Origin of the sequence: Kitasatospora sp. NPDC087861 (assembly GCF_044742585.1) — a bacterium.
Lineage (GTDB): Bacteria > Actinomycetota > Actinomycetes > Streptomycetales > Streptomycetaceae > Kitasatospora.
Map to the genome: position 1 here is coordinate 104,442 of NZ_JBIUUS010000011.1, position 25,182 is coordinate 129,623.

The 25,182-nt window shown below is 73.4% G+C and carries 24 protein-coding genes; 12 read left to right on the forward strand and 12 right to left on the reverse strand.

What is annotated here, in order from left to right:
• Nucleotides 1–146: 146 nt before the first annotated feature.
• Nucleotides 147–1,403: a phenylacetate--CoA ligase PaaK gene (paaK, locus tag ACIOJE_RS17670; RefSeq protein WP_280684892.1), complete on the forward strand. Its 1,257-nt coding sequence runs from the start codon at nt 147–149 to the stop codon at nt 1,401–1,403.
• A gap of 82 nt (nt 1,404–1,485) precedes the next feature.
• Here paaK and ACIOJE_RS17675 read toward each other — a convergent pair whose 3' ends face one another.
• Together ACIOJE_RS17675 and ACIOJE_RS17680 are read right to left on the reverse strand one after the other, a co-directional pair.
• Nucleotides 1,486–2,214 (reverse strand): hypothetical protein, encoded by a 729-nt coding sequence (locus ACIOJE_RS17675; protein WP_400777108.1) that lies wholly within the window; start codon nt 2,212–2,214, stop codon nt 1,486–1,488.
• Nucleotides 2,215–2,335: 121 nt separating this feature from the next.
• Nucleotides 2,336–3,025, reverse strand: a complete 690-nt coding sequence (locus ACIOJE_RS17680) for a hypothetical protein (RefSeq protein ID WP_400777109.1) — start codon at nt 3,023–3,025, stop codon at nt 2,336–2,338.
• Between the two features lie 135 nt (nt 3,026–3,160).
• Here ACIOJE_RS17680 and ACIOJE_RS17685 point away from each other — a divergent pair, with 135 nt between their 5' ends.
• The 7 genes from ACIOJE_RS17685 to ACIOJE_RS17715 all read left to right on the forward strand — a co-directional run bounded on the left by ACIOJE_RS17685 (nt 3,161) and on the right by ACIOJE_RS17715 (nt 8,927).
• A complete protein-coding gene (locus ACIOJE_RS17685) occupies nt 3,161–3,838 on the forward strand; it encodes a response regulator transcription factor (protein WP_280684789.1) in 678 nt (225 codons plus the stop codon).
• A gap of 1 nt (nt 3,839) precedes the next feature.
• Nucleotides 3,840–5,234: a sensor histidine kinase gene (locus tag ACIOJE_RS17690; RefSeq protein WP_400777111.1), complete on the forward strand. Its 1,395-nt coding sequence runs from the start codon at nt 3,840–3,842 to the stop codon at nt 5,232–5,234.
• A gap of 188 nt (nt 5,235–5,422) precedes the next feature.
• Nucleotides 5,423–6,094 carry a methyltransferase gene (locus ACIOJE_RS17695; RefSeq protein WP_280684791.1) on the forward strand — a complete coding sequence of 224 codons (672 nt, stop codon included), beginning with the start codon at nt 5,423–5,425 and terminating at the stop codon, nt 6,092–6,094.
• 95 nt (nt 6,095–6,189) lie between these two features.
• The gene (locus ACIOJE_RS17700) at nt 6,190–6,627 is read left to right on the forward strand and encodes a GNAT family N-acetyltransferase (RefSeq protein ID WP_280684792.1); all 438 of its coding nucleotides are present in this window, start codon (nt 6,190–6,192) and stop codon (nt 6,625–6,627) included.
• A gap of 136 nt (nt 6,628–6,763) precedes the next feature.
• Complete coding sequence (locus ACIOJE_RS17705; protein ID WP_400777114.1) at nt 6,764–7,015, forward strand: hypothetical protein; 252 nt, start codon at nt 6,764–6,766, stop codon at nt 7,013–7,015.
• Nucleotides 7,016–7,036: 21 nt separating this feature from the next.
• Nucleotides 7,037–8,173, forward strand: a complete 1,137-nt coding sequence (locus tag ACIOJE_RS17710) for an aminotransferase class I/II-fold pyridoxal phosphate-dependent enzyme (RefSeq protein ID WP_400777250.1) — start codon at nt 7,037–7,039, stop codon at nt 8,171–8,173.
• Between the two features lie 136 nt (nt 8,174–8,309).
• Nucleotides 8,310–8,927 carry an XRE family transcriptional regulator gene (locus ACIOJE_RS17715; protein ID WP_280684872.1) on the forward strand — a complete coding sequence of 206 codons (618 nt, stop codon included), beginning with the start codon at nt 8,310–8,312 and terminating at the stop codon, nt 8,925–8,927.
• A gap of 133 nt (nt 8,928–9,060) precedes the next feature.
• Here ACIOJE_RS17715 and ACIOJE_RS17720 read toward each other — a convergent pair whose 3' ends face one another.
• From ACIOJE_RS17720 to bioB, 4 genes are read right to left on the reverse strand one after another with little or no spacing between them, the layout of a single operon-like run.
• Nucleotides 9,061–9,507 (reverse strand): hypothetical protein, encoded by a 447-nt coding sequence (locus ACIOJE_RS17720; protein WP_280684873.1) that lies wholly within the window; start codon nt 9,505–9,507, stop codon nt 9,061–9,063.
• A 54-nt stretch (nt 9,508–9,561) separates the two neighbouring features.
• Nucleotides 9,562–10,320, reverse strand: coding sequence for a dethiobiotin synthase (bioD, locus tag ACIOJE_RS17725; RefSeq protein ID WP_400777116.1), 759 nt, complete (start codon nt 10,318–10,320; stop codon nt 9,562–9,564).
• Nucleotides 10,317–11,621 carry an adenosylmethionine--8-amino-7-oxononanoate transaminase gene (locus ACIOJE_RS17730; RefSeq protein WP_400777118.1) on the reverse strand — a complete coding sequence of 435 codons (1,305 nt, stop codon included), beginning with the start codon at nt 11,619–11,621 and terminating at the stop codon, nt 10,317–10,319. The genes bioD and ACIOJE_RS17730 overlap by 4 nt, the downstream gene beginning before the upstream one ends.
• 27 nt (nt 11,622–11,648) lie before the next feature.
• The gene (gene bioB / locus ACIOJE_RS17735) at nt 11,649–12,917 is read right to left on the reverse strand and encodes a biotin synthase BioB (RefSeq protein ID WP_400777120.1); all 1,269 of its coding nucleotides are present in this window, start codon (nt 12,915–12,917) and stop codon (nt 11,649–11,651) included.
• Between the two features lie 272 nt (nt 12,918–13,189).
• Between bioB and ACIOJE_RS17740 the strand changes: the two genes are divergently transcribed.
• A complete protein-coding gene (locus tag ACIOJE_RS17740; protein WP_400777121.1) occupies nt 13,190–14,056 on the forward strand; it encodes a hypothetical protein in 867 nt (288 codons plus the stop codon).
• A 96-nt stretch (nt 14,057–14,152) separates the two neighbouring features.
• On the opposite strand, the gene ACIOJE_RS17745 is transcribed toward ACIOJE_RS17740, so the two are convergent.
• The 4 genes from ACIOJE_RS17745 to ACIOJE_RS17760 all read right to left on the reverse strand — a co-directional run bounded on the left by ACIOJE_RS17745 (nt 14,153) and on the right by ACIOJE_RS17760 (nt 20,138).
• The gene (locus tag ACIOJE_RS17745) at nt 14,153–16,645 is read right to left on the reverse strand and encodes a DEAD/DEAH box helicase (protein ID WP_400777251.1); all 2,493 of its coding nucleotides are present in this window, start codon (nt 16,643–16,645) and stop codon (nt 14,153–14,155) included.
• 68 nt (nt 16,646–16,713) lie between these two features.
• Nucleotides 16,714–17,403 carry a hypothetical protein gene (locus ACIOJE_RS17750; protein WP_400777123.1) on the reverse strand — a complete coding sequence of 230 codons (690 nt, stop codon included), beginning with the start codon at nt 17,401–17,403 and terminating at the stop codon, nt 16,714–16,716.
• Nucleotides 17,396–19,648, reverse strand: coding sequence for a hypothetical protein (locus ACIOJE_RS17755; protein ID WP_400777125.1), 2,253 nt, complete (start codon nt 19,646–19,648; stop codon nt 17,396–17,398). Before ACIOJE_RS17755 ends, ACIOJE_RS17750 begins: the two co-directional genes overlap by 8 nt.
• 31 nt (nt 19,649–19,679) lie before the next feature.
• On the reverse strand, nt 19,680–20,138 hold the full coding sequence (locus ACIOJE_RS17760; RefSeq protein ID WP_400777127.1) for a hypothetical protein: 459 nt from the start codon (nt 20,136–20,138) through the stop codon (nt 19,680–19,682).
• A 226-nt stretch (nt 20,139–20,364) separates the two neighbouring features.
• Here ACIOJE_RS17760 and ACIOJE_RS17765 point away from each other — a divergent pair, with 226 nt between their 5' ends.
• Complete coding sequence (locus ACIOJE_RS17765) at nt 20,365–21,564, forward strand: 8-amino-7-oxononanoate synthase (protein ID WP_400777129.1); 1,200 nt, start codon at nt 20,365–20,367, stop codon at nt 21,562–21,564.
• A 96-nt stretch (nt 21,565–21,660) separates the two neighbouring features.
• The gene (locus ACIOJE_RS17770; protein WP_400777130.1) at nt 21,661–22,170 is read left to right on the forward strand and encodes a hypothetical protein; all 510 of its coding nucleotides are present in this window, start codon (nt 21,661–21,663) and stop codon (nt 22,168–22,170) included.
• A gap of 55 nt (nt 22,171–22,225) precedes the next feature.
• Here the strand turns inward: ACIOJE_RS17770 and ACIOJE_RS17775 are convergent, their stop codons facing one another.
• Entirely contained in the window at nt 22,226–22,876 is a 651-nt protein-coding gene (locus ACIOJE_RS17775; RefSeq protein WP_400777132.1) for a GNAT family N-acetyltransferase, read from the reverse strand.
• A 76-nt stretch (nt 22,877–22,952) separates the two neighbouring features.
• A complete protein-coding gene (ligD, locus tag ACIOJE_RS17780) occupies nt 22,953–23,960 on the reverse strand; it encodes a non-homologous end-joining DNA ligase (RefSeq protein WP_400675027.1) in 1,008 nt (335 codons plus the stop codon).
• 66 nt (nt 23,961–24,026) lie between these two features.
• Here ligD and ACIOJE_RS17785 point away from each other — a divergent pair, with 66 nt between their 5' ends.
• Nucleotides 24,027–25,094 (forward strand): ATP-dependent DNA ligase, encoded by a 1,068-nt coding sequence (locus ACIOJE_RS17785; protein WP_400777133.1) that lies wholly within the window; start codon nt 24,027–24,029, stop codon nt 25,092–25,094.
• Nucleotides 25,095–25,182: the final 88 nt, after the last annotated feature.

Sequence of the window (25,182 nt, forward strand, 5' to 3'; positions counted from 1 at the left end):
CGACGATGACCGGCAGCGCACCCGCCCCGCGCCGACACCCCGGGGAGTCCGGTCGGTATCCGGGGGAGCCCGGGCGACGGCTCGGGGAGTCCGGTCGGCGCCTCGGGGAGCCGATCCCGTCCGCGCTGCTGGACGCCGGCGAGCGGATGGGTGTCGACGAACTGCGCGCCCATCAGCTCACCCGGCTCCGGGCCACCCTGCGGCACGCGTACGACAACGTCGAGCTGTACCGCCGCAGGTTCGACGCGGCCGGCGTCCGCCCCGAGGACTGCCGCACCCTCGCCGACCTCGCCCGCTTCCCCTTCACCACCAAGACCGACCTGCGCGAGGACTACCCGTTCGGCATGTTCGCCGTCCCGATGGAGCAGGTCCGCCGGATCCACGCCTCCAGCGGCACCACCGGGCGCCCGACCGTCGTCGGCTACACCGAGAACGACCTGTCGATGTGGGCCGACGTGGTCGCCCGGTCGATCCGCGCGGCCGGCGGCAGGCCCGGGCACAAGGTGCACATCGCCTACGGCTACGGGCTGTTCACCGGCGGGCTGGGCGCGCACTACGGCGCCGAGCGGGCCGGCTGCACCGTCATCCCGGCCTCCGGCGGCATGACGGCCCGGCAGGTGCAGATCATCCAGGACTTCCGGCCCGAGATCATCATGGTCACTCCCTCCTACCTGCTCACCCTGCTGGACGAGTTCGAGCGACAGGGCGTCGACCCGCGCAGCACCTCGCTGCGCATCGGGATCTTCGGCGCCGAGCCGTGGACGGAGGAGATGCGGCGCGAGATCGAGGACCGGCTCGACCTGCACGCCGTCGACATCTACGGTCTGTCCGAGGTGGTCGGCCCCGGCGTCGCGCAGGAGTGCGTGGAGACCAAGGACGGGCTGCACATCTGGGAGGACCACTTCTACCCGGAGGTCGTGGACCCGTTCACCGACGAGGTGCTGCCCGAGAGTGAGAGCGGCGAACTGGTCTTCACCTCGCTCACCAAGGAGGCGCTGCCGGTGATCCGCTACCGCACCCGCGACCTCAGCCGGTTGCTGCCCGGCACCGCGCGGCCGGCCTTCCGGCGGATGGAGAAGGTCACCGGGCGCAGCGACGACATGATCATCCTGCGCGGGGTGAACGTCTTCCCGACCCAGATCGAGGAGATCCTGCTGCGCACTCCGGGCGTCGCGCCGCACTTCCAGCTACGGCTCACCCGGCAGGGGCGGCTGGACCACATGACCGTCCGGGTCGAGGCGCGCCCGGACGCTCCGGCCGAGCGGCGGGTGGCGGCGCGGGCGGCGATCGTCCGGGCGGTGAAGGACGGCGTGGGGGTGACGGTCGCGGTCGAGGTGGTCGAGCCGTACGCGCTGGAGCGGTCGGTGGGGAAGATCCGGCGGGTGGTCGACGAGCGGGGGTAGGGGTGAGGCCTGGAGGCCGGAGGCGCACGGCTGTCCGGGGGGTGATGCCGTACGCCTCCGACGTCTACAGCAATGTAGACGCTTAGGCGGTGGAACGTCCACTCGCCGTCCGTCGCCGGTGTGCCCGGGTCGACAGGACGAGGGCGGCCGCCATCAGCACCGCCAGGGCCAGGCTCACCGGGCCGGTGCCGAGCGCGAGGCCGCCCCGGTCGGCGCCCACGCCCAGCCAGTCCGCGAACGAAGCGCCCAGCGGGCGGGTCAACACGTACGCCCACCAGAACCCGGCCACCGGGCCGACCCACCGGGCCCGCGCCGCCACCGCCGGGACGGTGATCAGCACGGCGAAACCCAGACCGGCCAGCAGATACCCGGCGTGCAGCGTGGCCGCCGTCAGATCGCCCAGCGCGGTGCCCAGCGCGAAGGTCAGCAGCACCGCTGCCCAGTAGAACAGCTCCCGGCGCAGCCCGGTCACCCGGTCGATCGCCAGCGAGCCCTCCACCCGGTGCCAGAGCAGGAACAGCGCGGCCAGCGCCACCGCCAGTCCACCCGCCGACACCGCGTACGGCACGCCCAGCGCGACGTGCGCCACATCGGCGACCATCGTGCCGAACACGCTGACCAGCACCACCACCGCCCAGTACATGCCAGGCACGCAGCGGCGCAGCCGCAGCTGGACGAGCAGCGCCACGGCGAGCAGCAGTCCGGCCGCCGCGACCGCCGGCACCGGGCCGACGGTGTGCGCCAGGAAGTCCGACAGGGTCTCGCCCATGCCGGTGGTCAGCACCTTCACCAGCCAGAACCAGGCGTCCACGGCCGGGACCTTGCTTGCCCCGGGCGTTCCGGCTCCGGGCGTTCCGGCCCTGGCCGCTCCCGCCTCGACCGGGGTGCTGGGGCGGGCCGCGGCCCGGGGCATCGTCGTGTGCCGGGCCATGTCAGCGCCCGGACCCGTCGACGACGGTGTTCCCGGTCAGCTCGCCGCTCGTGCCGTCGACGGTCACCAGGTGGCGCACGCCGTCCGGGCCCACGACCACCACGGCCCAGGCGGCGGCGCCGCCCTGCTGGGTGACGCGGCGCAGCGACTCGGCCCGCCCGCCGGGGACGGCGCCCTGGGCCTTCTCCAACGCGGCCGAGGCGGCGAGGGAGGGGAGCGGGGCCGGGGCGAGGCGGGCGTCGGCCCCGGCCTGGCCGCCGTTCTTCCCCTGCCCGTTGTCCCGCCCCTGCCCGCCGCCGTGGTGGCGGCCGTCCTTGGCGCGCCCCTCGCCCGGGGCGTTCCCGCCCTGCTCGCCGTATCCGCCGCGCTCGCTGTTCCCGCCGTGCTCGCCGTGCTCGTCGGACGAGCCGCCCTCGGCCCGGCTCATCGCGCGGTGGCCCTCGCGTCCGTGCTCCTCGTGGGCGGCCGCCAGTGCCAGCCCGCCCGCGCCGATCAGCGCGACGGCGGCCACCCCGGCGGCGATCCGGCGCTCCCGGCCGCCCGCCCAGCCGCGCAGTCGCGCCGCCCGGGGCCGCTTCGGCGCCCGCTGCGGATCCTGCGCAGCGTCGTGCAGGCCGTCCGGTCCGTGCAGGCCGTCCGGTCCGTTCGGGCCCTCCGGGAGCGGAAGGGTGGACGACGTGGCGTCGGTCATCGGGCGTTCTCCTTGCCTCGGCTGCTCACCGCGCCCGGAACCCCCGGGGCGCGCCCGGCGATCATGGCGGACCGTTCCTGAACCTCCGCTTAAGCCGCCGACGGACCACCAGGCATCACCTGGCACCCTGAACGGATGCACCTACTCGTCGTCGAGGACGAACACCGGATGGCCACCGCGCTGCGCCGCGGCCTGGAGGCCGACGGCCACACCGTCGACACCGCCCACAACGGGCCCGAAGGCCTCGCCCTCGCCGACCGGCACCCCTACGACGTGATCGTCCTCGACATCATGCTGCCCGGCCTCAACGGCTACCGGGTCTGCGCCCGGCTGCGCGCCAACGGCTGCCGGGCCGGAATCCTGATGCTCACCGCCAAGGACGGCGAATGGGACGAGGCGGAGGCCCTGGACACCGGCGCCGACGACTACCTGTCCAAGCCCTTCTCCTTCGTCGTCCTGCTCGCGCGGCTGCGCGCCCTGCACCGCCGGATCGACCAGCAGCGCCCGCGCCTGCACACCCTCGGCGACCTGGTCCTCGACGCCAACGCCCGCACCTGCGCCCGGGCCGGCAGCCCCACCCAGCTGACCGCCCGCGAGTTCGCGATCCTGGAGTACCTGGCCGCGCGCGCCGGGACGGTGGTCTCCAAGCGCGAGATCCTCGACCATGTCTGGGACGCCGACCACGACCCCGACCCCAGCATCGTCGAGGTCCACATCCACGCACTGCGGCGCAAGATCGACGCCCCGTTCGGCCGCGCCGCCCTGCAGACCATGCGCGGCGCCGGCTACCGGCTCGCCCCCGACGGCGGCTGAGATGCGCCCGCGCCTTCCCCGACTCCCCGGCCCGCTCGGGCGGTTCGTCCCCCGGTCGGTGCGCGCCCGGGCCACCGCCGCCGCCGGTACGGTGCTCGCCGCCGCCCTCGCCCTGGCCGGCGCCGGGCTGCTCGCCGCCCTGCACGCCGACCTGGTCGCCTCCGCCGCCTCCGCCACCAGGCAGCAGGCCGACTCGGTCGCCCAACTCGCCGTCCAGGGGCGGCTCACGCCCGTCCTGCACGCCGGCCACGGCACCGACTTCCTGCAGGCCGTCGACGCCCACGGCACCGTCCTCGCCGCCAGCCCCAACCTGACCGGCCGGCCCGCCCTCACCGCCGCCCACCGCACCGGCTCGCACACCACCGACGACGTCGACCCGCTGTACGACCACCACCGCCAGCGCCTCACCGCCGTCACCGCCGACACCCCGAGCGGGCCGGTCACCGTCTACGCGGGCGCCTCGCTGCGCGCCGCCGACGAGGCGCTCGACATCACCCAGGCCGCGCTCGCCGTCGCCTGCCCGCTGCTGCTGCTCACCGGGGTGGTCGTCACCTGGCGGGTGACCGGGCACGCGCTGCGGCCGGTGGAGGCCATCCGCGCCGAGGTGGACGCGATCACCGGGCAGGATCTGCACCGCCGTGTCCCCGAACCCGGCACCGCCGACGAGATCGCCCGCCTCGCCGCCACCATGAACGCGATGCTCGACCGGCTGGAGGCCTCCGGGCGGCGCCAGCGGCAGTTCATCGCCGACGCCTCGCACGAACTGCGCAGCCCGCTCGCGGTGTTGCGCACCCAGCTGGAGGTCGCCGACACCCACCCCGACCCGTCCGTCCGGGCCGAACTGGTGCACGGCGCGCTCCAGGACACCGACCGGCTGCAGAGCCTCGCCACCGACCTGCTGCTGCTCGCCCGCCTCGACGCGGGCGGCGGCGCCGAGGACCGGCCCCGGCAGCGGGTGGACCTCACCGGGCTGGTCGCCGCCACCGTGCTCGGCCGCCCCGCCGGCCCGCACCGGCGCACCACGGACCTCGCCCCCGCGGTGGCCGTCGACGGCATCCCGCTCTGGCTCGGCCGACTGCTCACCAACCTGCTCGACAACGCCGACCGGCACGCCGCGGGCGCCGTCCACGTCCGGCTCACCGCCGACCGCGCCCGGGGCCTGGCCGTCCTGGACGTCGAGGACGACGGCCCCGGCATCCCGCCCGCCGACCGCGAGCGCGTCTTCGAACGCTTCACCCGCCTCGACGACGCCCGCAGCCGGGACGAGGGCGGCAGCGGCCTGGGCCTGCCGATCGCCCGCGACATCGCCCGCCACCACGGCGGCACCCTGGTCGTCACCCCGACGCCGTCCGGGGCCCGCCTCACGGCGACCGTCCCCTTGGCGGCCGACGGCTGACGGCGCCGGAGACCCGGTCGGCGCCGCCGGGACGACGGTCGCGCGGCCGGTGGCAGGACCGGGCCCGGTCCTGCCCAGGCCCCGCGAGGTCCTGGCGGAAGCAGCGGCGGTGGCTGTGGTGGCGGTCGCGAGCGCCCCCGCCGGATCGGGGAAGGCCCGTCCCGGCGGTGAGGCCCTATGCTGCGGGGATGCCGAGTGAGCTGCGCACTCTTCAGCCGGAGACCGACCTCGCCTTCGTCCGGCGCGAGACCGAGCTGAAGCCCGTCCCGTTCGTCCCCGAGGTCGGCCTGCACATGGCCGAGGACGCGATCACCCTCTGGGAGACCACCGAGCGGGTGCGCGGGGAGGTCGGGCTGCCGCCGCCGTTCTGGGCGTTCGCCTGGGCCGGCGGGGTGGCCGTCGCCCGCTACGTGCTGGACCACCCCGAGCTGGTCGCCGGGCGGACGGTGCTGGACGTCGCCGCCGGGTCCGGGGTGGTCGGCGTCGCGGCCGCGCTGAGCGGTGCGGCGGCCGTCCGCGCGGCCGAGATCGACGCCTACGCGGTGGCCGCCATCGACCTCAACGCCGAGGCCAACGGTGTCCGGGTGGAGGCCGCTCTGGTGGACCTGGTGGACGGCGACGGTGCCCCGGCCGACGTGGTGCTCGCGGGCGACGTGTTCTACGAACGGGCCATGGCCGCCCGCTTCCTGCCCTTCCTGGAACGGGCCGCCGCGCGCGGCGCCACCGTCATCGTCGGCGACCCCGGCCGGGCCTACCTGCCCCGGGAGCGGTTCACCGCGGTGGCCGCCTACCAGGTGCCGGTCGTCGCCGACCTGGAGGACACCGCGGTCAAGACCACCACGGTGTGGCGCCTGGGCTGACGGCCCGTCCGCCCGCGGTGCAGGCCGGCCGGCGGCGTCCGTCCGCGTCGCGGAATTCCCGGCGGCGGGGCGAAAGCGCCCGCTGGACAGGCCGCATGACCGACACGATCACCCTGCGCGCCGCCACCTCCGACGAGATCCCCGCCCTGCTCGCCCTCTGGGCCCGGGCGGCGAAGGGCACCAGCATCACGGACGACGCGGCGGGCGTGGCCGCGCTGCTCGCCCGGGACCCGGAGTGCCTGATCGTCGCCACCCCGGTGGGAGACCCGGCAACGGTCGTCGGCACGGTGATCGCCGGCTGGGACGGCTGGCGCTGCCACCTCTACCGCCTCGCCGTCGACCCCGACCACCGCCGCCAGGGCATCGGCGCCGCCCTGCTGGCCGCCGCGGAGGAGCGCTTCGCCGCGCTCGGCGGCCGCCGAGCCGACGCCATGGTGCTGGACGACAACGCCCTCGGCCACCGCACCTGGCAGGCCGCCGGCTACCGCCCCGAACCGCGGTGGAGCCGCTGGGTCAAGCTGCTGACCGCCTGAGTCCACCCCCGTCCGGACGGCCGCCGAGCACTGGCGGCCGTCTCCGGTGCGTGGTCCGCTGGGGCCGGTGCGTGCCCGAACGACTGGTTCCGGCACGCCGCCCAGCCCACCCCGCGACACCCGGAGAAGGACCGCCATGACCGACGACACCCGCACCCTGGCCTCACCCGAGACGGCCGCCGACATCCTCGCCCGCCAGCCCGACCTGGAGCAGGCCCTCGCCTACTTCCACCAGCACGTCGCGACCCCCAGGGCGGTCAACCTGTCCGTCGCCGAGAACGTGCTGCTGTACCACCACTCGATGGAGAAGGTCTTCAACGACATCCACCTGCTCCCCGAGCGGTACATCCAGTACATCGACTCGGCCGGCACCGAGAAGGTGCGCTAGCCGGTCGCCAAGCTGCTCACCCTGGCGCTCGGCGCCGAGGTCGACAAGGACCACGTGTACGGCGTCGCCGGGGTCTCCTCCGCGCTGGAGTGCATCGCCTTCGCGCTCAAGGGGAGCGACCCGGTCGGCCGGCCGCTCAAGGACGGCGACGAGGTGCTGATCCCCGCGCCGTACTGGCAGGGCTTCAACTGGTCCTTCCAGGAACGGCCCAGGCTCACGTGCGTCCCGGTGAACCTGCCGACCGAGGGGGAGGAGCGGTACCGGCTCACCCTGGCCCTGCTCAAGAAGGCCTACAAGGACCGGAAGGCGGCGGGCCACACGCCGCGCCTGCTCGTCCTCACCAACCCGCACAACCCGCTGGGCGTCAACTACTCGCGGGCCCTGCAGGACGAGATCTACGGGTGGGCGCTCAACGACACCGACATGCACATCATCTCGGACGAGATCTACTGCCACTCCCAACTCGAAGGCGGCACCACTAAGTTCACCAGCGCGTTGGCCCTGGATGCCTACCGGAAGCACGCCGACCGGATCCACGTCGTCTGGGGCTTCGCCAAGGACTTCGGCCTGTCCGGCTTCCGCACCGGCTTCGTGGTCTCCCGGAACCTCGCCGTGCGCGACACCATGCTCGGCAACAACGACCCGGCCGAGCCGACCCATCCGCTGCCCTGGTTCAGCCCCTTCGACTCGCTGAAGACCTACGTCATGCAGGAGCTGCTGAGCGCCCCCGCCGACGGCCCGTGCAGCGAGCTCTACACCACCTACGCGATGCGGGAGTACCGCACACTGCTCAAGACGAGCTTCGACAAGGTCAAGGCCGCCCTGGACGCCGCGAAGATCGACTATGTGCACCGCCCCGGTGACAACGCCGCCCAGTTCTTCTGGCTCGACCTCACCAAGTACCTCGGCAAGCGTTCCGATCACGCCCACGAGGAGGCGGCCGGACTGCCGCTCGCCGGCCCGGGCGGACTCGACCCGAAGGAGGAGTGGCTGTTCAAGTACCTCATGGCCGAGCCGACCGAGGTCACCCTGCTGCCCGGTGGCGTGATGCACAACCCGGTGCCCGGCTTCTTCCGCCTCTGCTTCACCGCCCGCCAGCCCGAGGACGTCGTCGACGCGGTCAAGCGGGTGGCCACGGCGCTGGCGCGGTTGAAGTAGCCGGACCCGTGGGTGGGGAGGGCCGGTTCGGGTCGGACCGGCCCGGGGTATCGACCTGCTTCGCTACGCTGACCTGTCTGCTTGGCATGCGTACCGTACGGTTTATCGAACAATGTCCGGAGAGAAGGGGAAGAGCGTGAGCGTCTCCGAGGGATCCGTCCGGGGCGTCCTCGCCGCCAACCTCAAGCGCGTCCGGGCCCAGCGCGGGCTGTCGCTCTCCGAACTGTCCCGGCAGGCCGGGGTCGGCAAGGCGACGCTCTCCCAACTGGAGTCCGGCGGCGGCAACCCGACCCTGGAGACGGTCTTCGGACTCTCCCGGATCCTCGGCGTGCCGATCTCCGACCTGGTCGACGGGCGGCCCTCCGGCGAGCTGACCGTGGTCCGCGCCGCCGACGTCGAGTCGTTCAGCGGCGAGGGCGTGGACCTGCGCCCGCTGCGCCGGATCGAGTCCGGCGACTCGGTGTTCGAGGTCTACGACCAGCAGGTGCGTGCCGGCGGTACCCAGGACTCCGGTGGCCACGTCGGCACCGAGCACACCATCGTCCAGGCGGGCCGGCTGGGCGTGCGGGTGAACGGGTACGAGACGGAGCTGGGCCCGGGGGACTACGTCGGCTTCGACGCCTCGCTGCCGCACGCGTACACCGCGCTGGGCGGCGAGCCGGTGCGCTCGGTGCTGCTCCTGCACCAGCGGGCGGAGCAGCGGCTGCACCTCGCGCAGCGGCGGAAGGTGGCCGCGCCGCGGCCCGGCCACTGACGGGTGGGCCGACCGTTCGGTCCACCGAACTCCGGTGGTGGATACGCCCCGGCCCCCACTCCCCTGGGCGGGGGGCGGGGGCAGGAGTGGGCTTCGGTGTTCCCGAGGCCCCCACTCCCCCGCCCCCAACGCCTCAGGGGTTGTTCAGGGCGTAGGTGCGGAAGGTCGCCAGCAGGGGCAGGACCTCGGTCCGGCTCGGGTCCTCGGTCACGGCGCGCATGGCGTCGATGACCGCGTGGGCGATGGCCTTGGTCACCGCCAGGTCGTCCGGGGCCGCGAGGGCGCCCCAGGTCTTCAGGGCCTGGGTGAGCAGGGCGCTCATCCGGGCGCCGATGTTGGAGCTCACCGCGTCGGAGAGTTCGGCGATCTCCTCGTCGCTCATGCTCGACCGCAGCCCGAAGGCCAGGGCCAGCAGGGTGTCCATCGCGTGCTCGCCGTACGCGGCGACCAGCGCCGGGAGCGAGCGCTCGTCCGCACCGCCCGCGGCGAGGGCGGACAGCGCCTCGTCGTCGTCCTTCCACGCAGCCTCCAGGGTGGCCAGGGCCCGAAGAGACTCGTCTACCGTCATCCCGTCTGTCATGGGAGGAACGGTATTGAGCCCGTACCGCCTCGGCCCACGGTTCGGGCGCCGAGATCACACCTTCGAGCGAAGCCGAGCCTGTTCCGGGCGGTGGGCGTGCGCGAAGTGCTCCGCGTCCCAGGTGCCGCCCAGCTCGGGGGCCAGCGAGGCGAGGGCGAGGGCGGCGAAGTCCGCGGCGGTGCCGGCGCGTTCCGGCAGGGCGCCGAGCAGCGGGGCGCCGGCCGAGCGCGGCAGGTCGGCGAGGTTGCACCGCTCGGCGAGCCCGGGGGCGGTGGGCCAGGAGCCGACGAGCACGCCCGTCAGCGGCAGCCGGCGCGCCGCCAGGGCCTCCGCCGAGAGCGCGACGATGTTCAGCGTGCCCAGCCCGGCCGAGGCGACGAGCAGCACCTCGGCCGGCAGCCCGGCGTCGCGGACGGCCCGGGCCTGGTCGGCCAGGGTGCGGCCCTCGTCGTCGTAGCGGACGAGCAGCCCGCCCGCGCCCTCGACCAGGACCAGGTCGTGCGCGGTGGCGAGCTCGGCGACGGCGGTGGCCACCTCGGCGGGGGAGAGGAACGGCAGTCCGGCCCGCCGGGCGGCGGTGTCGGGCGCCAGCGGCTCCGGGTACCGGACCAGCTCACGCACCGTCAGTTCGCCTGCCAGGCGCGCGACTTCGGCGGCGTCGCCGGGCTCGTCGGGGGCGACGCCGGTCTGGCCGGGCTTGAGCACCGCGACCCGCAGGCCGCCCTGCAGCGCGGCCGAGGCGACGGCCGCCGTGGCGACCGTCTTGCCGACCTCGGTGTTGGTGCCCGTCACGAACAGGATCCGCGCGCTCATGCCGCCACCGCCGCGGCGGTCACGGCGGCGGCGATGCGTGCCACGTCCTCGTCCTCCGTCACATAGGGGGGCATGGTGTAGATCAGGTCCCGGAAGGGCCGCAGCCAGACGCCGGCACGCGCGGCCGCCTCCGTGGCCGCCGGGACGTCCACCGGGTGGTCGAGCTGGACAACGCCGATCGCGCCCCGCACCCGGACGTCCCGGACCCCGGGGACGTCCACGGCGGCCGCGAGCCCGTCGGTCAGCCCCGCCTCGATGCGCTTGACCTCGACCGCCCAGTCCTGCCCGAGCAGCAGGCCCAGCGAGGCGTTGGCGACCGCGCAGGCCAGCGGGTTGCCCATGAAGGTCGGCCCGTGCGCGAGTACCGGCATCTCGCCGCGGCTGATGCCGTCGGCGATCTCGGCGGTGCACAGCGTGGCGGCGAGCGTCAGGTAGCCACCAGTGAGCGCCTTGCCCAGGCACATCACGTCCGGTGAGACGTCCGCGTGGTCGGCGGCGAACAGTGCGCCGCTGCGGCCGAAGCCGGTGGCGATCTCGTCGAAGACGAGCAACACCCCGTACCGGTCGCAGAGTTCGCGCAGCATCCGCAGGTAGGCGGGGGAGTGGAACTGCATACCGCCCGCGCCCTGGACCACCGGTTCGACGATGACGGCGGCCAGTTCGTCCGCGTGCCGGGCCATCAGCTCCTCGAACTCGGCCGCGTACCGGGGGTCGAGCGGGGCGTCGAACCCGGCCGGCGGCGGCGGCGCGAACAGTTGCCCGGGCAGCACCCCGCCCCACAGGTGGTGCATGCCGCCGTCCGGGTCGCAGACGGACATCGGGTGGAAGGTGTCGCCGTGGTAGCCGCCGCGCCAGGTCAGCAGCCGGCGCTTGTGCGGACGGCCGACGGACTGCCAGTACTGCAGGCACATCTTCATCGCGACCTCGACGGCCACCGAGCCCGAGTCGGCGAGGAAGACGTGCCGCAGCGGCTCGGGCGTGATGTCCACCAGCGTCGCCGCCAGCCGGACGGCGGGCTCGTGGGTGAGCCCGCCGAACATCACGTGGCTCATCTGCCCCAGCTGCTCGCGGACGGCCTCGTCCAGCACCGGGTGCCGGTAGCCGTGGATGGCCGCCCACCAGGACGACATCCCGTCGACGAGTTCGCGCCGCCCGCCCGCGACGGGCTCGGCGAGGCGCAGCCGGACCCCCGAGGCGGACTCGACCACGTACGGGGTGACGGTGCCGGGCATCGGCCCGTACGGGTGCCAGACGTGGGCGCGGTCGAGGGAGAGCAGCGTGTCCGCGGACAGCTGGGGCATGGTGGGTTACTCCAGACGGTGGAACTGTCAGGCGTTGGGCGCGAGTTCGGTGCCGGCGCCGCGGCGGCGGACCTTGACGAGGTCACTGCGCAGCTCGTCGCCCGGGGTCCCGTCGCCCGGGGTCCCGTCGCCGGGCTGACCGGCGTCCGGGTGCTCGGACGCCGGGTGCTCGGACGCCGCGACCGGGGCCTCGTGCGCCTCGTGCCCGCCGCACGGCCCGCAGCCGCCGCCACTGCCGCAGGCCGAGGCGGCGGTGCCGCAGGAGCCGGCGGCGGCCGCCGCCGCGATGTCCGAGCGGTGGCGGGGCAGGGTGGCCTCGTCGGCGCCCTCGACCTCGAAACCGGCGTCCTTGATCATGTCGAGGTCGGCCTGCCCGGCCTGGCCCTCGCTGGTCAGGTAGTCGCCGAGGAAGATGGAGTTGGCGAGGTGCAGGCCGAGCGGCTGCATCGAGCGCAGGTGCACCTCGCGCCCGCCGGCGATCCGCACCTCGGTGTCCGGGTTGACGAAGCGGACCATCGCCAGGATGCGCAGGCAGCGCTGCGGGGTGAGGTTCCACTCCTTGGCGAGCGGGGTGCCCTCGAACGGGATCAGGAAGTTGACCGGGACGGAGTCCGAGCCGAGCTCGCGCAGCGCGAACACCACGTCGACCAGGTCCTCGTCGCTCTCGCCCATGCCGGCGATCAGGCCGGAGCAGGCGGACAGGCCCGCGCCGTGCGCCTTCTGCACGGTGTCCACCCGGTCCGCGTAGGTGTGGGTGGTGGCGATGTCGCCGTAGGTGTTCTCGGAGGTGTTGAGGTTGTGGTTGTAGGCGTCGGCGCCGGCCGCCTTCAGCCGCTCCGCCTGGTTGCCGGACAGGAGGCCGAGGCAGACGCAGATCTCGACCGCGGGGTCTGCGTCCTTGATGGCGTCGATGGTGTCGGTGACCCGGTCGATGTCACGGTCCGTCGGGCCGCGGCCGCTGGCCACCAGGCAGACCCGCTTGGCGCCGCCGGCCACCCCGGCGCGGGCCGCCTCGGCGGCCTGGTCGGGCTTGAGCCAGGTGTACTTGAGGATCTCGGCCTTGGAGCCCAGCCGCTGCGAACAGTAGGTGCAGTCCTCCGGGCAGAGCCCACTCTTGAGGTTCACCAGGTAGTTGAGCTTGACGCGCCGGCCGAACCACTTCCGGCGCACCTTGCCGGCCGCGGCGACGACGTCGAGCAACTCGTCGTCGGTGGTGGCGAGGACGGCCAGCGCCTCCTCGCGGGTCGGGACGTCGCCGCGCAGGCCCTTGGCGGTGAGGGTATCGAGCAGATCCATGGGGCCGATCCTGCCTGCTGGCGCTCGAATGGCGCCAGAGGAAACCCGCCAGAAGATCCGCGGAAGGATGTGCCACTTGCCACAGTGTCGAAGCTCACGGCGTCGGTGCTGGTCACGGGCTTGACGCCGACGCGAACCGGTGGTTACCCGCCAGTAGGCGGAGGTCGCCGGCGGGGGGTGGACGGTCGGTGTCGGTACGCACGTGCGGCGGTGATCGACAACCAGCCCACCCCGTGATCTGGGCCACCCGACGGTTGCTTAGAATCTGCGCCATGACCACGCAGCGGGAGCGCACCCCGACTCCGGGAGAGGGCCAGGACGGCCAGGCAGGGCAGCGGACCGGCGGGGCCGCCGTCGGCACGGGCGCGGAGCTGAGCGGCAGTCGGGGCGGTGGCCGGGGCAGGCGCCTGACGGCCCGCCGGGTGGTGGGCTGGTTCGTCGTGGTGGGTGTGATGACCGCCGGCGGATGGATCATCACCCGCCCGATGCCCGGCGACTACATACCCGGCCTCGGCCCGTCCACCAAGGATGCGGCCAGGACGCCCCCGGTGGTCGGCACCCCGCCGCCGCACACCGACTCCGAGGGCCTCAATGCCGACAGCCTCTTCCCCACCCAGCGGCCGGTCGAGGCCGCCGGGTACAAGGCCCGGCGTGGCGCCATCCGGCAGGGCGAGAACTGCGCCGAGGTCCTGCAGGACCGCACCCAGGAGCTGTTCCGGGACAGCGGCTGCCATGCCTACCTGATCGTCAGCTTCTCCGGCGTCGACCGCCCGGTGCTCAGCAGCGTCACCCTGCTGCGCTTCGCCGACCAGGCCTCTGCTGCCAAGGCCGCCGACGCCCTGCGGGCCAAGCCCGGTGCCGTCGCCTTCATCCTCGCCGACGCCTCCACCGCGCCCGCGCCGTCCGCCTCGGCCTCCGTCTCCGCCAAGCCGGCCAGTGAGCCGCGGGTCGAGGCGGTCGGGCACTACGTGACCGTCACCAGCTCGCGGACCGACGCCCAACCCGGCCCCGCCGCCACCCCGGGCGCCACCACCACCGTTCCGGCGCCCACCGCCTCCGGGGCCGGCGGGGAGCCGAACCTCGACGATGCCACCCGCGCCCTCTCCTACGTGGCCGGTCAGCCCTTTGTATGGATGTGACAAACGATCAGAGGGCGCAACCGGCGGTTTGACGGCTGCGCGGAAACGACCAGGGGCCCGGCAAGTTCCGGGCCCCTCCGCATGTCTGACGGAGGGTCAGCCGCCCAGCCGGTCCACCGCGGTGACCCGCACCACCGCCCGGCCCTCCTCGTCCGATCCGTACAGGTCGACCTCGGCGCTGATTCCCCAGTCGTGGTCACCCTCCGGGTCGTCGAAGATCTGCCGGACCCGCCAGGCGGAGTCCTCCTCCTCGATGATCAGCATCTTCGGGCCGCGCGCGTTCGGGCCGGTGCCGAGGTCGTCGTACTCCTCCCAGTACCCGTCCATGGCGTCCGCCCAGCGGTCCGCGTCCCAGCCGTACCCGCCGTCCAGCTCGGCGAGTTCCTCGTAGTGCTCCAGCGCGCACAGCTCGACCCGGCGGAACATCTCGTTGCGCACCAGCACCCGGAACGCCCGCGCGTTCGCGGTGACCGGCGCCGGCTTGTCGTCCAGCGTCACCTCGGGGGCCTGCGGGTCGGTCGGGTTGGCCAGCTGCTCCCACTCGTCCAGCAGGCTGGAGTCGACCTGGCGGACCAGCTCGCCCAGCCAGGCGATGACGTCCTTCAGATCGTCGGTCTTCACGTCCTCGGGGACGGTCTGCTCCAGCGCTTTGTACGCGCTCGCCAGGTAGCGCAGCACGATGCCCTCGGTGCGTGCCAGCTCGTAGTGGCCGACGTAGTCCGAGAAGGTCATCGCCCGCTCGTACAGGTCGCGGACCACCGACTTCGGCCTCAGCTCGTGGTCGCCGATCCACGGGTGCGCCCGGCGGTACACCTCGTACGCGTGGGTGAGCAGCTCCTCCAGCGGCTTCGGGTAGGTGATCTCCTGGAGCCGCTCCATCCGCTCCTCGTACTCGATCCCGTCGCGCTTCATCTCGCCGACGGCCTCGCCGCGCGCCTTGTTCTGCTGCGCGGCGAGGATCTGGCGCGGGTCGTCGAGGGTCGCCTCGACCACCGAGATCACGTCCATCGCGTACGAGGGCGAGGTCGGGTCGAGCAGCTCGAAGGAGGCCAGGGCGAAGGTGGAGAGCGGCTGGTTGAGCGCGAAGTTCTCCTGGAGGTCGAGCGTCAGGCGCACGATCCGGCCCTCGGCGTCCGGCTCCGGCAGCCGCTCGACCACGCCGCCCTGCAGCAGGGAGCGGTAGATCGCGATCGCGGTGCGGATGTGCCGGCGCTGCGCCGCGCGGTCCTCGTGGTTGTCGGTGAGGAGCTTGCGCATCGCCTCGAAGGCGTTGCCGGGGCGGCCGATCACCGACAGCAGCATCGCGTGGCTCACCTTGAACCGCGAGACCAGCGGCTCCGGGTCGGCGCCGATCAGCTTGTCGAAGGTCTCCTCGGTCCAGCCGACGAAGCCCTCCGGCGCCTTCTTGCGCACCACCTTGCGCTTCTTCTTCGGGTCGTCCCCGGCCTTGGCGATCGCCTTGTCGTTCTCGATCACGTGCTCGGGCGCCTGCGCCACCACCTGTCCGACGGTGTCGAACCCGGCCCGCCCGGCCCGCCCGGCGATCTGGTGGAACTCGCGGGCGCGCAGGATCCGCACCCGGTTGCCGTCGTACTTGGACAGCGCCGTGAACAGCACCGTACGGATCGGCACGTTCACCCCGACGCCCAGCGTGTCCGTCCCGCAGATCACCTTCAACAGGCCGGCCTGAGCCAGGCGTTCGACCAGCCGGCGGTACTTCGGCAGCATGCCCGCGTGGTGCACGCCGATGCCGTGGCGCACGAAACGGGACAGGTTGCGGCCGAACTTGGTGGTGAAGCGGAAGCCGCCGATCAGGTCGGCGATGGCGTCCTTCTCCGCCTTCGAGCACATGTTGATGCTCATCAGCGACTGCGCCCGGTCCACCGCCTCCTTCTGCGTGAAGTGCACCACGTAGACCGGCGCCTGGCCGGTCTGCAGCAGCTCCTCCAGGGTGTCGTGCATCGTGGTGCGGCGGTACTCGTAGAACAGCGGCACCGGGCGGGTCGTGTTGCGCACCACCGTCGTCGGGCGGCCCGTCCGGCGGGTCAGGTCCTCCTCGAAGCGGCGCACGTCGCCGAGCGTCGCCGACATCAGCAGGAACTGCGCCTGCGGCAGCTCCAGCAGCGGGATCTGCCAGGCCCAGCCGCGGTCCGGCTCCGCGTAGAAGTGGAACTCGTCCATGACCACCTGGCCGACGTCCGCCCGGAGCCCGTCGCGCAGCGCGATCTGCGCCAGCACCTCGGCCGTGCAGCAGATGATCGGCGCGGTCGGGTTCACGCTCGCGTCACCGGTCATCATGCCGACCTGCTCGGTGCCGAACATCTTGACCAGGTCGAAGAACTTCTCCGACACCAGCGCCTTGATCGGCGCCGTGTAGAACGTCCGCTTCCCCTCCGCCAGCGCCGCGAAGTGCGCCCCCGCCGCCACCAGGCTCTTGCCCGAGCCGGTCGGCGTCGCCAGGATCACGTTGTTCCCCGACACCAGCTCGATCAGCGCCTCCTCCTGCGCCGGGTACAGCGTGATCCCGCGCTCCTCCGCCCACGCGGCGAAGGTCTCGTACAGCGCATCGGGCGTGGCGGGCTTCGGCATCAGATCAAGGAGGGTCACCCGGCTATCTTGCCTGCTCGCCGCCACCCCGGGCAAAGCCCGGGTCACGGTCACTGCGCGGGAGTGGCCGGCTGGGAGGCGACCAAGGCGGCGCTGCGGCAGCCCTCGGCCCTGATGGCCGCGGCCGCGGTTCGCCAGGCGAGCCCGACATGGGCCTCGCGTACCGAGGTGCTGTGGCTGTCGCCCGACACCGGACTGCCGCTCACCAGGATCTCCCGGAACGGCGAGTCCGCGGCGGCCACGGCGTCGCACCGGTAGACGAGATCGACGTTGGCATCGCGGGTGATCCATCCCGTGACACCCGCGCCGAGCTCGATCGGCCTTGGGTCGAGCGAGGTTCCCGGTTTGCCGAGCCCGAGGACGTGGTTGTAGACGGTATCGCTGGGATGCAGCACAGTGACACTCAGCAGGGGTTTGCGCTTGGCGCCGTTCCAGTAGATCCGGCAGTCCGGATAGGGCAGCCTGCCCGAGAGGTCCCCGGAGGAGTCCACCGTGGCCGTGCCGTCGTCGCCGGCGAGCGGCTTGAGATCGGCCTTGGTCACGACCGACCAGCAGGCGGACTCCGGAAGGTTGACCGACTGCCACGGCTTCCACACCCAGGCCCCGAGCCCGGCGGCCGCGACGACGGGCAGCCCGATGATCGCAAGCCACCGCCGCCGCTGTGTGCGGGCCCTCGCGACCTCGCGCAGGGCGGTTTCGAAGGTGCCGGCCGGGGCTGGGGCGGTGCGCTCGTCAGACATGGGTTGCTTCCTTGAAGTTGCTGACGCCGCTGTTGTAGCCGTCCTTGACCTTGCCGGCGGCATTCGGGGCCAGGTCGTCGATGTACCTGGGGTCCAGTCCGGCGGCGGTGGCGGCGTCGCGAACGGCAGCCTCGGCGGTGTCGATGGTGGCCTGCTGAGCCTTGTTCGCCGCGGCGAGGGCCTCGTCACTGGCGGCGTTGTGGGTGTCGACCTTGTAGCTCTCCGCGACGTGCTCGATGATCTTGTTCACGGTGAAGTCCGCGGCCCCGCCGACACCTGGGACGGCACCCGCCGCCTTGCCGCCGGTGAGGTCCCAGACCTTGCCCGCCCAGCCGGCCTTCTGGTCGACGGCGGCGTTGTACGCCGCGTCGCTGGCCGCGTGCTTGGTGTAGACCTCGTCCACCATGGCTGCCGTGATGATCCCGCTGACCTCACCACCGGGCCTGGTGACGTTCTGGACGGCGGCCGTGAGGTCGCCGTGGTCGCCACGGTGCGCGATCACGTCGTTGATCTGGGCCGTGGTGTAGGCCTGCTGGGCGTTGGCAATGGCCCCGTAGGCGTCCGGATTGCGACCGAGGACGGCGAGCAGACGCTCGGTCGAGTTCTTGTCGAGCCCGGCCGGCGCCCCCGCCGTGGGTAGCCGGGTGGAGGTGCCGTCGAGACTGTGCTGGACATCGGCCATGTAGGCGGCGGTCATGTTGCCGAGGCTGCCGTTGAGGTTTCCGAAGAGTGCCTTGTCTCCGTAGAGCAGGTCCGGGCCCTCCTTGCTGCCGAACAGCTGGACGGCCTGCTTCATGACGCCGCTCATGTCCTGCGTGTGCTGCGGCAATGGGGCGTTGACGTCGTCGTACGCCCGCCCGGTGGTGGCCGCCTCCAGGGCGTGGCCGAGGGCGATGACCTCGAACGGGTCGGCGGTGCCGGGGTTGGGCCGGGGCGGGTACTGCTGGTCGAGCAGGAGGGAGCGGGAACCGCTGTCGGTGAGCGTGGTGAGGTACGTGTTCTCGCCCCCCTTGCTCTTGACCGTGCCGTCCGGGTTGTAGGTGGTCGGCGCGTCGTGGAAGAACCTGGTGGCCGCCTCCGGGCTGTGGCCGAGGGCCTCCAGGACGGCGGACATCGGGTTGACGCCCCGCAGGTTGCCGTCCTTGTCGGGCACGCCGATGAACTTGAGCTCGGTGAACGGGTAGGCGGCCTTTCCGGCCGCGTCCCAGCGCATCGGGTTCTCCTGGGTGAGCTGGGTGACGTGCTCGGCGATCGGGTTGAGGAAGTGCGGGTCGTACGTCCCGTTCCGCAGGACGTTGGCGAGGATCTGGTAGCCGTACGGGCTGTGGGCGGGATCGGCGCCCGCCGGGACGGGGATCTGCTTGGCGCCGGCGGCGCGCAGCCTGGTCTCCCAGTCGTCGGAGACGTGCGGTTGCTGCTTGCTGTCGGTCGCGGTGGCCAGGGTGAGACCCAGGCCCTGCTGGATGCCCTTGATCGCGGCGGAGCGGGCCGTGCGGTTGGCGAAGTCGGCGCTCTGCGCCATCGCGCCGTACTTCGCCAGGAACGTCTGCGGGTCCTGGTTGCCGTAGAAGGACGCGGCGAAGCGCGGGTCGCTGCTGTGGTGGTCCAGCAGGGTCCGGAGGCGGGCGAGCTGGGCGTCGGTGGCCTTGTCGCCGAGGCCGAGGATGAAGGTGGCCTCCTTGGCCTCCTCCTCCGGGAGGCCACCGACCGGGGCGGCGTTGAACACGGTGCCGTCGCTGCCGGTGTCGTTGCCCAGGGCGTTGGCGGCGGCGAGGTCCGCCTCGGTGGCCCGGTCGAGGGCGGCGCCGATGGCCTTGGCGGCGGCGTCGGCTTTGGCCTGCCAGCTCCTGGCGTATTCGGGATCGCGTTTGTCGGCGTCGGTCGTGGGCGGCGGCCAGTGCACCGCGCCCTCGCCGTCGACCGTGAGGCCGTCGGTGGTGGCGTGCTGGACGGCCGTGTCCAGGTCCTTCTTCGCGGCCGTGAGCTCGGTGTGGGCGTCGCGGAGGGTCTTGGCGATGGCCGACGCCTCCTCGAAGGCGGCGTGGATCTGGTCGCGGGCCCAGGTGAGCTTGGCGGTGGCGAGGCCGGCCGCGTCGCCGTGCCAGCCGGACTGCTGAACGGTGCCGATGACCTCGTTCTGCATGCGCCGGGTGAGGTCCCAGGTGCGGACCAGGTTCTCGAAGTCGCCGGCGGCCGAGTTGAGGCCGCCGAGGTCGACCTGCCGGAGTTGGCCGAACGTCACCATGATCTCTGTTGCTTCCCCACTCGTGCCGCGGTCAGCCCTGCGCGCCCTGCGTGCCCTGTTGCGTGAAGCCGGCGTGGATGTCGGCCTCGGTCTTCGTGTAGCCCTGGGCGGTGGCCTGGAGGTTGGTGCCGATGTCGCCGACGGTGCTCTGCAGGCCGTCGGCCTGGTTGGTCCACGTGCCCCAGAAGGCCGTGAGGGCCCCGCCGACGGCCCAGCCCTTGAGTGCGCCCGCCGCCGCGTTGACGTGCTCGCCGGGCTTGCCGCACTCGGTCTTGACGGCGTCGCGGAGGGCGAAGGCGTGCTGTGCGGCCTGCTGGATCACCCCCGGGTTCGCCTTGACGGTCTGGCCGCCTCCGGTGGCACCGAGCGAGACCGGGGCGGCGTTGGCGCCGGCCAGGTCGGGGAACTGTTTCTTCGCCTCTTCGGTCAGATTCCCGTTGCCGTCGAAGAGCCACGGATTCATCCGGCGCTCGAATTCGAGGTCCGTCATGGTCACTACCCCCCCAGGTAAAGATCGTTCGGAAGCCTATCGGGATCGGGCGTTCCGGCCGAGTCCTGTTTGCGGAAATGTTACGGCCGGTGGGAATGCGAGGAGTTCGGGTATCTTGGATATGTAATTCAGATGAAATGCAAGTGAACTCGAACAAGGATCGGCCGTCGAAGTTGTGCCGAGGGGCACATTGATCGGGGCTGCGGGGCGTGCCAGAGTGCCGGGCATGGTCCAACCGCTTGCGTCCGGAACGCACACCACCGATCTCGCCCCGGCGGCCGTCTTCGACTGGCTCGACGAGGCCGCCGCGCTGCGGGCCGACGCGGGCCTGACGCGGAGGTTGCGCAGTCGGCAGGCGGGGGATCCGGTGCTCGACCTGGCCGGGAACGACTATCTGGGGCTGACCAGGCATCCGGTGGTGACCGGTGCGGCGGCGGAGGCGGCGGTGCGGTGGGGCGGGGGTTCGACCGGGTCGCGGCTGGTGACCGGGACGACCGCGCTGCACACCGAGCTGGAGGAGGAGCTCGCCGCGTTCTGCGGGGTGGAGGCGGCGCTGGTGTTCTCCTCCGGGTACACCGCCAACCTGGCCGCGCTGACCGCGCTCACCGATCCGGACACGCTGATCGTGTCGGACGCCTACAACCACGCCTCGCTGATCGACGGCTGCCGGCTCGCCCGCGCGGACGTCCACCGGGCCCCGCACAGCGACCCGCAGGCCGTCCGGGAGGTGTTGGGGCGGCGGGAGCAGCCGCGGGCGCTGGTGGTCACCGACTCGGTGTTCTCGGTGGACGGCGACGCCGCCCCGCTGCCCGCCCTCTCCGCCGCCGCCCGGGCGCACGGCGCCGCGCTGCTGGTCGACGACGCGCACGGGCTGGGCGTCCTCGGGCCCGGCGGCGCCGGGGCCCTCGCGGCGGCCGGGCTCGCCGGGCAGCCGGACACCGTCGCCACCGTCACGCTCTCCAAGTCGCTCGGCTCGCAGGGCGGCGCCGTGCTCGGGCCGCGCCGGGTGATCCGCCACCTCACCGAGACCGCCCGCACCTTCATCTTCGACACCGGCCTCGCCCCGGCCGCCGTCGGCGCGGCCCTCGCCGCGCTGCGCCTGCTGCGCGCCGAGCCGCACCGCGCCGACCGCACCCGCGAGGTGGCCCGCAGCCTCGCGGCCCGGCTCACCGCCGCCGGGCTGCAGGCCTGCGAGCCGGACGCGGCCGTGGTGTCCGTGCGCGCCCCCGGCCCGGAGGCCGCCGTCGGCTGGGCCGCCGACTGCCTCCGGGCCGGGCTCGCCGTCGGGTGCTTCCGCCCGCCGTCCGTCCCGGACGGGGTGTCCCGGCTGCGGCTGACCGCTCGCGGGGACCTGACGGACGATCAGATCGCGGAGGCGGTCCGGATCATCGCCGAACTGGCCCCGGCGGGTGCCCGGGCCCGCTGAAGCCGCTGATCGGCCTCCGGTCCGCCGCGGCCGCCCGTGCAACCACCCGGCCGCCGAGGGCGTCACACCAGCGGGGGTGGGTCGATGGAGGTGGCGGTGCGGCGGTGGGGACCGGTCGTGGCCGGGGTGCTGCTGGTGTGGCTGGCCGGGTGGCTGGCGGGCGGGCCGGTACGGCAGTTCGGGCAGGCGGCGGGGCTGGTGGGGGTGCCCGGGACGTTCCGGGCGGAGCGGTGTCTGATCTCCCAGTACGAGGACGGCCCGCCCCCCTCGGACTGCCGGGGCGTGTTCCACCCGGACACCGGCGGCCCGGCGGACGAGCACGCCCGGATCTGGGCGGGCGCGCCGGTGGGGGAGGACGTCCGGGCGGCGTGCGAGGGGGACGAGTGCCACCTGGTGTCGGACGCCGAGGTGGCCCGGACGCTGACGCTGCTGGCGCTGGCCCTGGTGCCGGGCGTGGTGGGGGTGCTGCTGATCGGCGCCGGCCTGAGAGAGTGGCGGGCCGGTCAGGCGCTGATGATGTCCGCCGTGATCGGGGGCGTCCTGCTGGTCACCCTGGTGGCGCTCGGCGGCGTCGTCTGGTTCGTGTTGGCCATGACGGGCCTGTGAGCCCGGCCGGTTCGCAGGGCAACCCCGTCCCGCGTCGCGCCGCCGGGCGGGTGGGTCATGGGCGGCCGAGGACGAGCAGCGTCTCCGCGCCGACCGGCTTGTAGCCGGCGGCCTGGAAGGCGCGAACGCTGGTGGCGTTGCCGGGCGCCTGCTGGGCCCAGATCACCTCGCCCTCGGGCAGCAGGTGCCGGGCGGCGGTGGCCAGGGCCCGGCCGAGGCCGCGCCCGCGGGCCTGCGGGTCGACCTCGATCGCGCACTCCCAGCGGCCGGCCACGCCCCGGCCGAGCACCAGGACGCCGCCGTCGGCGGTGAACACCCGGACGTCCTCGCGGTAGCGCAGCGCCCGGACGACCCGGGGGTGCTCCCGGTCGTCGACCCGGGTCAGCGGCAGCGGCGGCTCGCCGGGCAGCCGGCGGGCGACGGTCAGCAGGTCGATGTTGTTGACGACGCGCCCGGTGCGCTCGGCGAAGGCGGTGAGGAAGGGCGGGCACAGCGGCGCGGCGAGCGGGTCGCTGGGGACGGCGGCGAGCGTCCGGTGCACCCAGTCCGGGTCCTCGTCGGTGAAGACGACCGCGTGGGCGGAGAAGGACAGCACCCCGGCCTCGCGCGGCGACGGCTGCGGTACGACCGTCACCGAGCCGTCCGAGGGCGGGAACACCCCGCCCGCCGCATCCGCCAGGATCTCCGCCAGCCCCCGCACGCCCATCCGCACCCCTCCGTCGTCGGTCCTCGGTCGAAGGGTGCCAGCTTAGGGCCTGTCCGGCCGGACAGGCCCTAGTTGATCACTTCTTCCGGGCCCGGCTCGGCTGCACCCTGGTCGGCTCGCCGGCCGCCTTGGGGTGGTCGGGCGGGTACGGGAGTTCGCCGAGGCCCTCGTCGTGCAGCTGCTTGTCGTACAGCTCCAGCAGGGCGTCGAGCCGGAACGCCTGCCCGTCCATCTCGGCGTTCAGGTCGCCGAGTTCGGCGAATCGGGCGGGGACGGTGCGCAGGTCGAAGTCCTCCGGGGAGGCGTCGTCGAGCTCCTCCCAGCGCAGCGGGGTGGAGGCGGTGGCGCGCGGGCGGGCACGCAGCGAGTAGGCGGAGGCGATGGTGCGGTCGCGCGCCATCTGGTTGTAGTCGACGAAGATCCGCTCGCCGCGCTCCTCCTTCCACCAGGCGGTGGTGACCTGCCCGGGCATCCGCTGCTCCAGCACCCGGCCGAGGGCGATCACCGCGTGCCGGCCGTCGGTGAAGGTCCACTCGGGCACCAGTGGGACGTACACGTGCAGGCCGCGCCCGCCGGAGGACTTGGGCCAGCCGCGCAGCCCGTACTCGGCCAGCAGGGCGCGCAGTTCGTGGGCGGCGCGGACGGCGTCGTGGAAGTCGGTGCCGGGCTGCGGGTCGAGGTCGATGCGCAGCTCGTCGACGTGCTCGGTGTCGGTGCGGCGGACCGGCCAGGGGTGGAAGGTGAGGCAACCGAGGTTGGCGGCCCACAGCACGGCGGCCGGCTCGGTGGGGCAGATCTCGTCGGCGGAGCGGCCGCTGGGGAAGCTGATCCGGGCGGTGGGCAGCCAGTCCGGCAGGCCCTTGGGGGCGCGCTTCTGGTAGAAGAACTCGCCGTCCACGCCGTCCGGGAAGCGCTGCAGCGTGGTCGGCCGGTCGCGCAGTCCGCGCAGCACGCCGTCGGCGACGGCCAGGTAGTACTGCGCGACGTCCAGCTTGGTGAAGCCGCGCTCGGGGTAGTACACCTTGTCCGGGTTCGACAGCCGGACGCTGCGCCCGGCGACATCCAGTTCCACGGCTGAGCCCATGGCTCTCACGCTAAGGGCGCCACGCCCGGCGCGCGCCCCGAGGAGCTTGGCGCGAGGATCGGAGCCATGGACCTGCCCGTGATGCCGCCGGTGGCCCCGATGCTCGCCAAGTCGGTGGCCAAGATCCCGCTGGGGATGCAGTACGAGGCCAAGTGGGACGGCTTCCGCACGATCGTGTTCCGTGACGGCGACGAGGTGGAACTCGGCAGCCGCACCGGCAAGCCGCTGACCAGGTACTTCCCCGAACTGGTCGCGGCGCTGAGACGGGAGCTGCCGCCGCGCTGCGTGCTGGACGGCGAGGTGGTGATCGCCCGGGACGGCCGGCTGCGGTTCGAGGAGCTGCTGGAGCGGATCCACCCGGCGGCGAGCCGGGTGCGGCTGCTGGCGGAGCGGACGCCCGCCTCGTTCATCGCCTTCGACCTGCTCGCCCTCGGTGACGTCGCGCTGCTGGACGAGCCGTTGTCGATTCGCCGCCCCGCCCTGGAGGCGGCGCTGGCAGGGGCCCGCGACCCGGTGTTCACCGCCCCCGCCTCCACCGACCGCGACCTGGCGCGGACCTGGTTCGCCGAGTACGAGGGCGCCGGGCTGGACGGGGTGGTGGCCAAGCCGCTGGAGCAGCCGTACCGGCCGGGGGAGCGGACCATGTTCAAGATCAAGCACGAGCGCACCGCCGACTGCGTGGTGGCCGGCTACCGCGAGCACAAGAGCGGCCCGGTGGTCGGCTCGCTGCTGCTCGGCATCAACGACACCGAGGGCCGGCTCCAGCACGTCGGCGTGTGCGCCGCGTTCTCGATGGCCCGCCGCCGCGAACTGGCCGAGGAGCTGGCCCCGTTGCGGATGGCCGAGCTCTCCCGCCACCCCTGGGGCGGCTGGGCGGACGAGGCCGCGCACGCCGCGGGGCGGCTGCCGGGCGCGGTCAGCCGGTGGACCGGCGGCAAGGACCTCTCCTGGGTCGCGCTGCGGCCCGAGCGGGTGGTCGAGGTCGCCTACGACCACATGGAGGGCACCCGCTTCCGGCACACCGCGCAGTTCCGCCGCTGGCGGCCGGACCGTACGCCGGAGAGCTGTACCTACGCGCAGCTTGAGGAGCCGGTCTCCTACGATCTGGCGCGCGTGCTGGGCGGGGGCGGTTGACGGAACCGCGCGTGACGGAACCGCGCATGAGCCGCGCGTGACGAAACGCCTGGAGCCCGGCCCGGCGCACCGGGTCGGGCTCCAGACG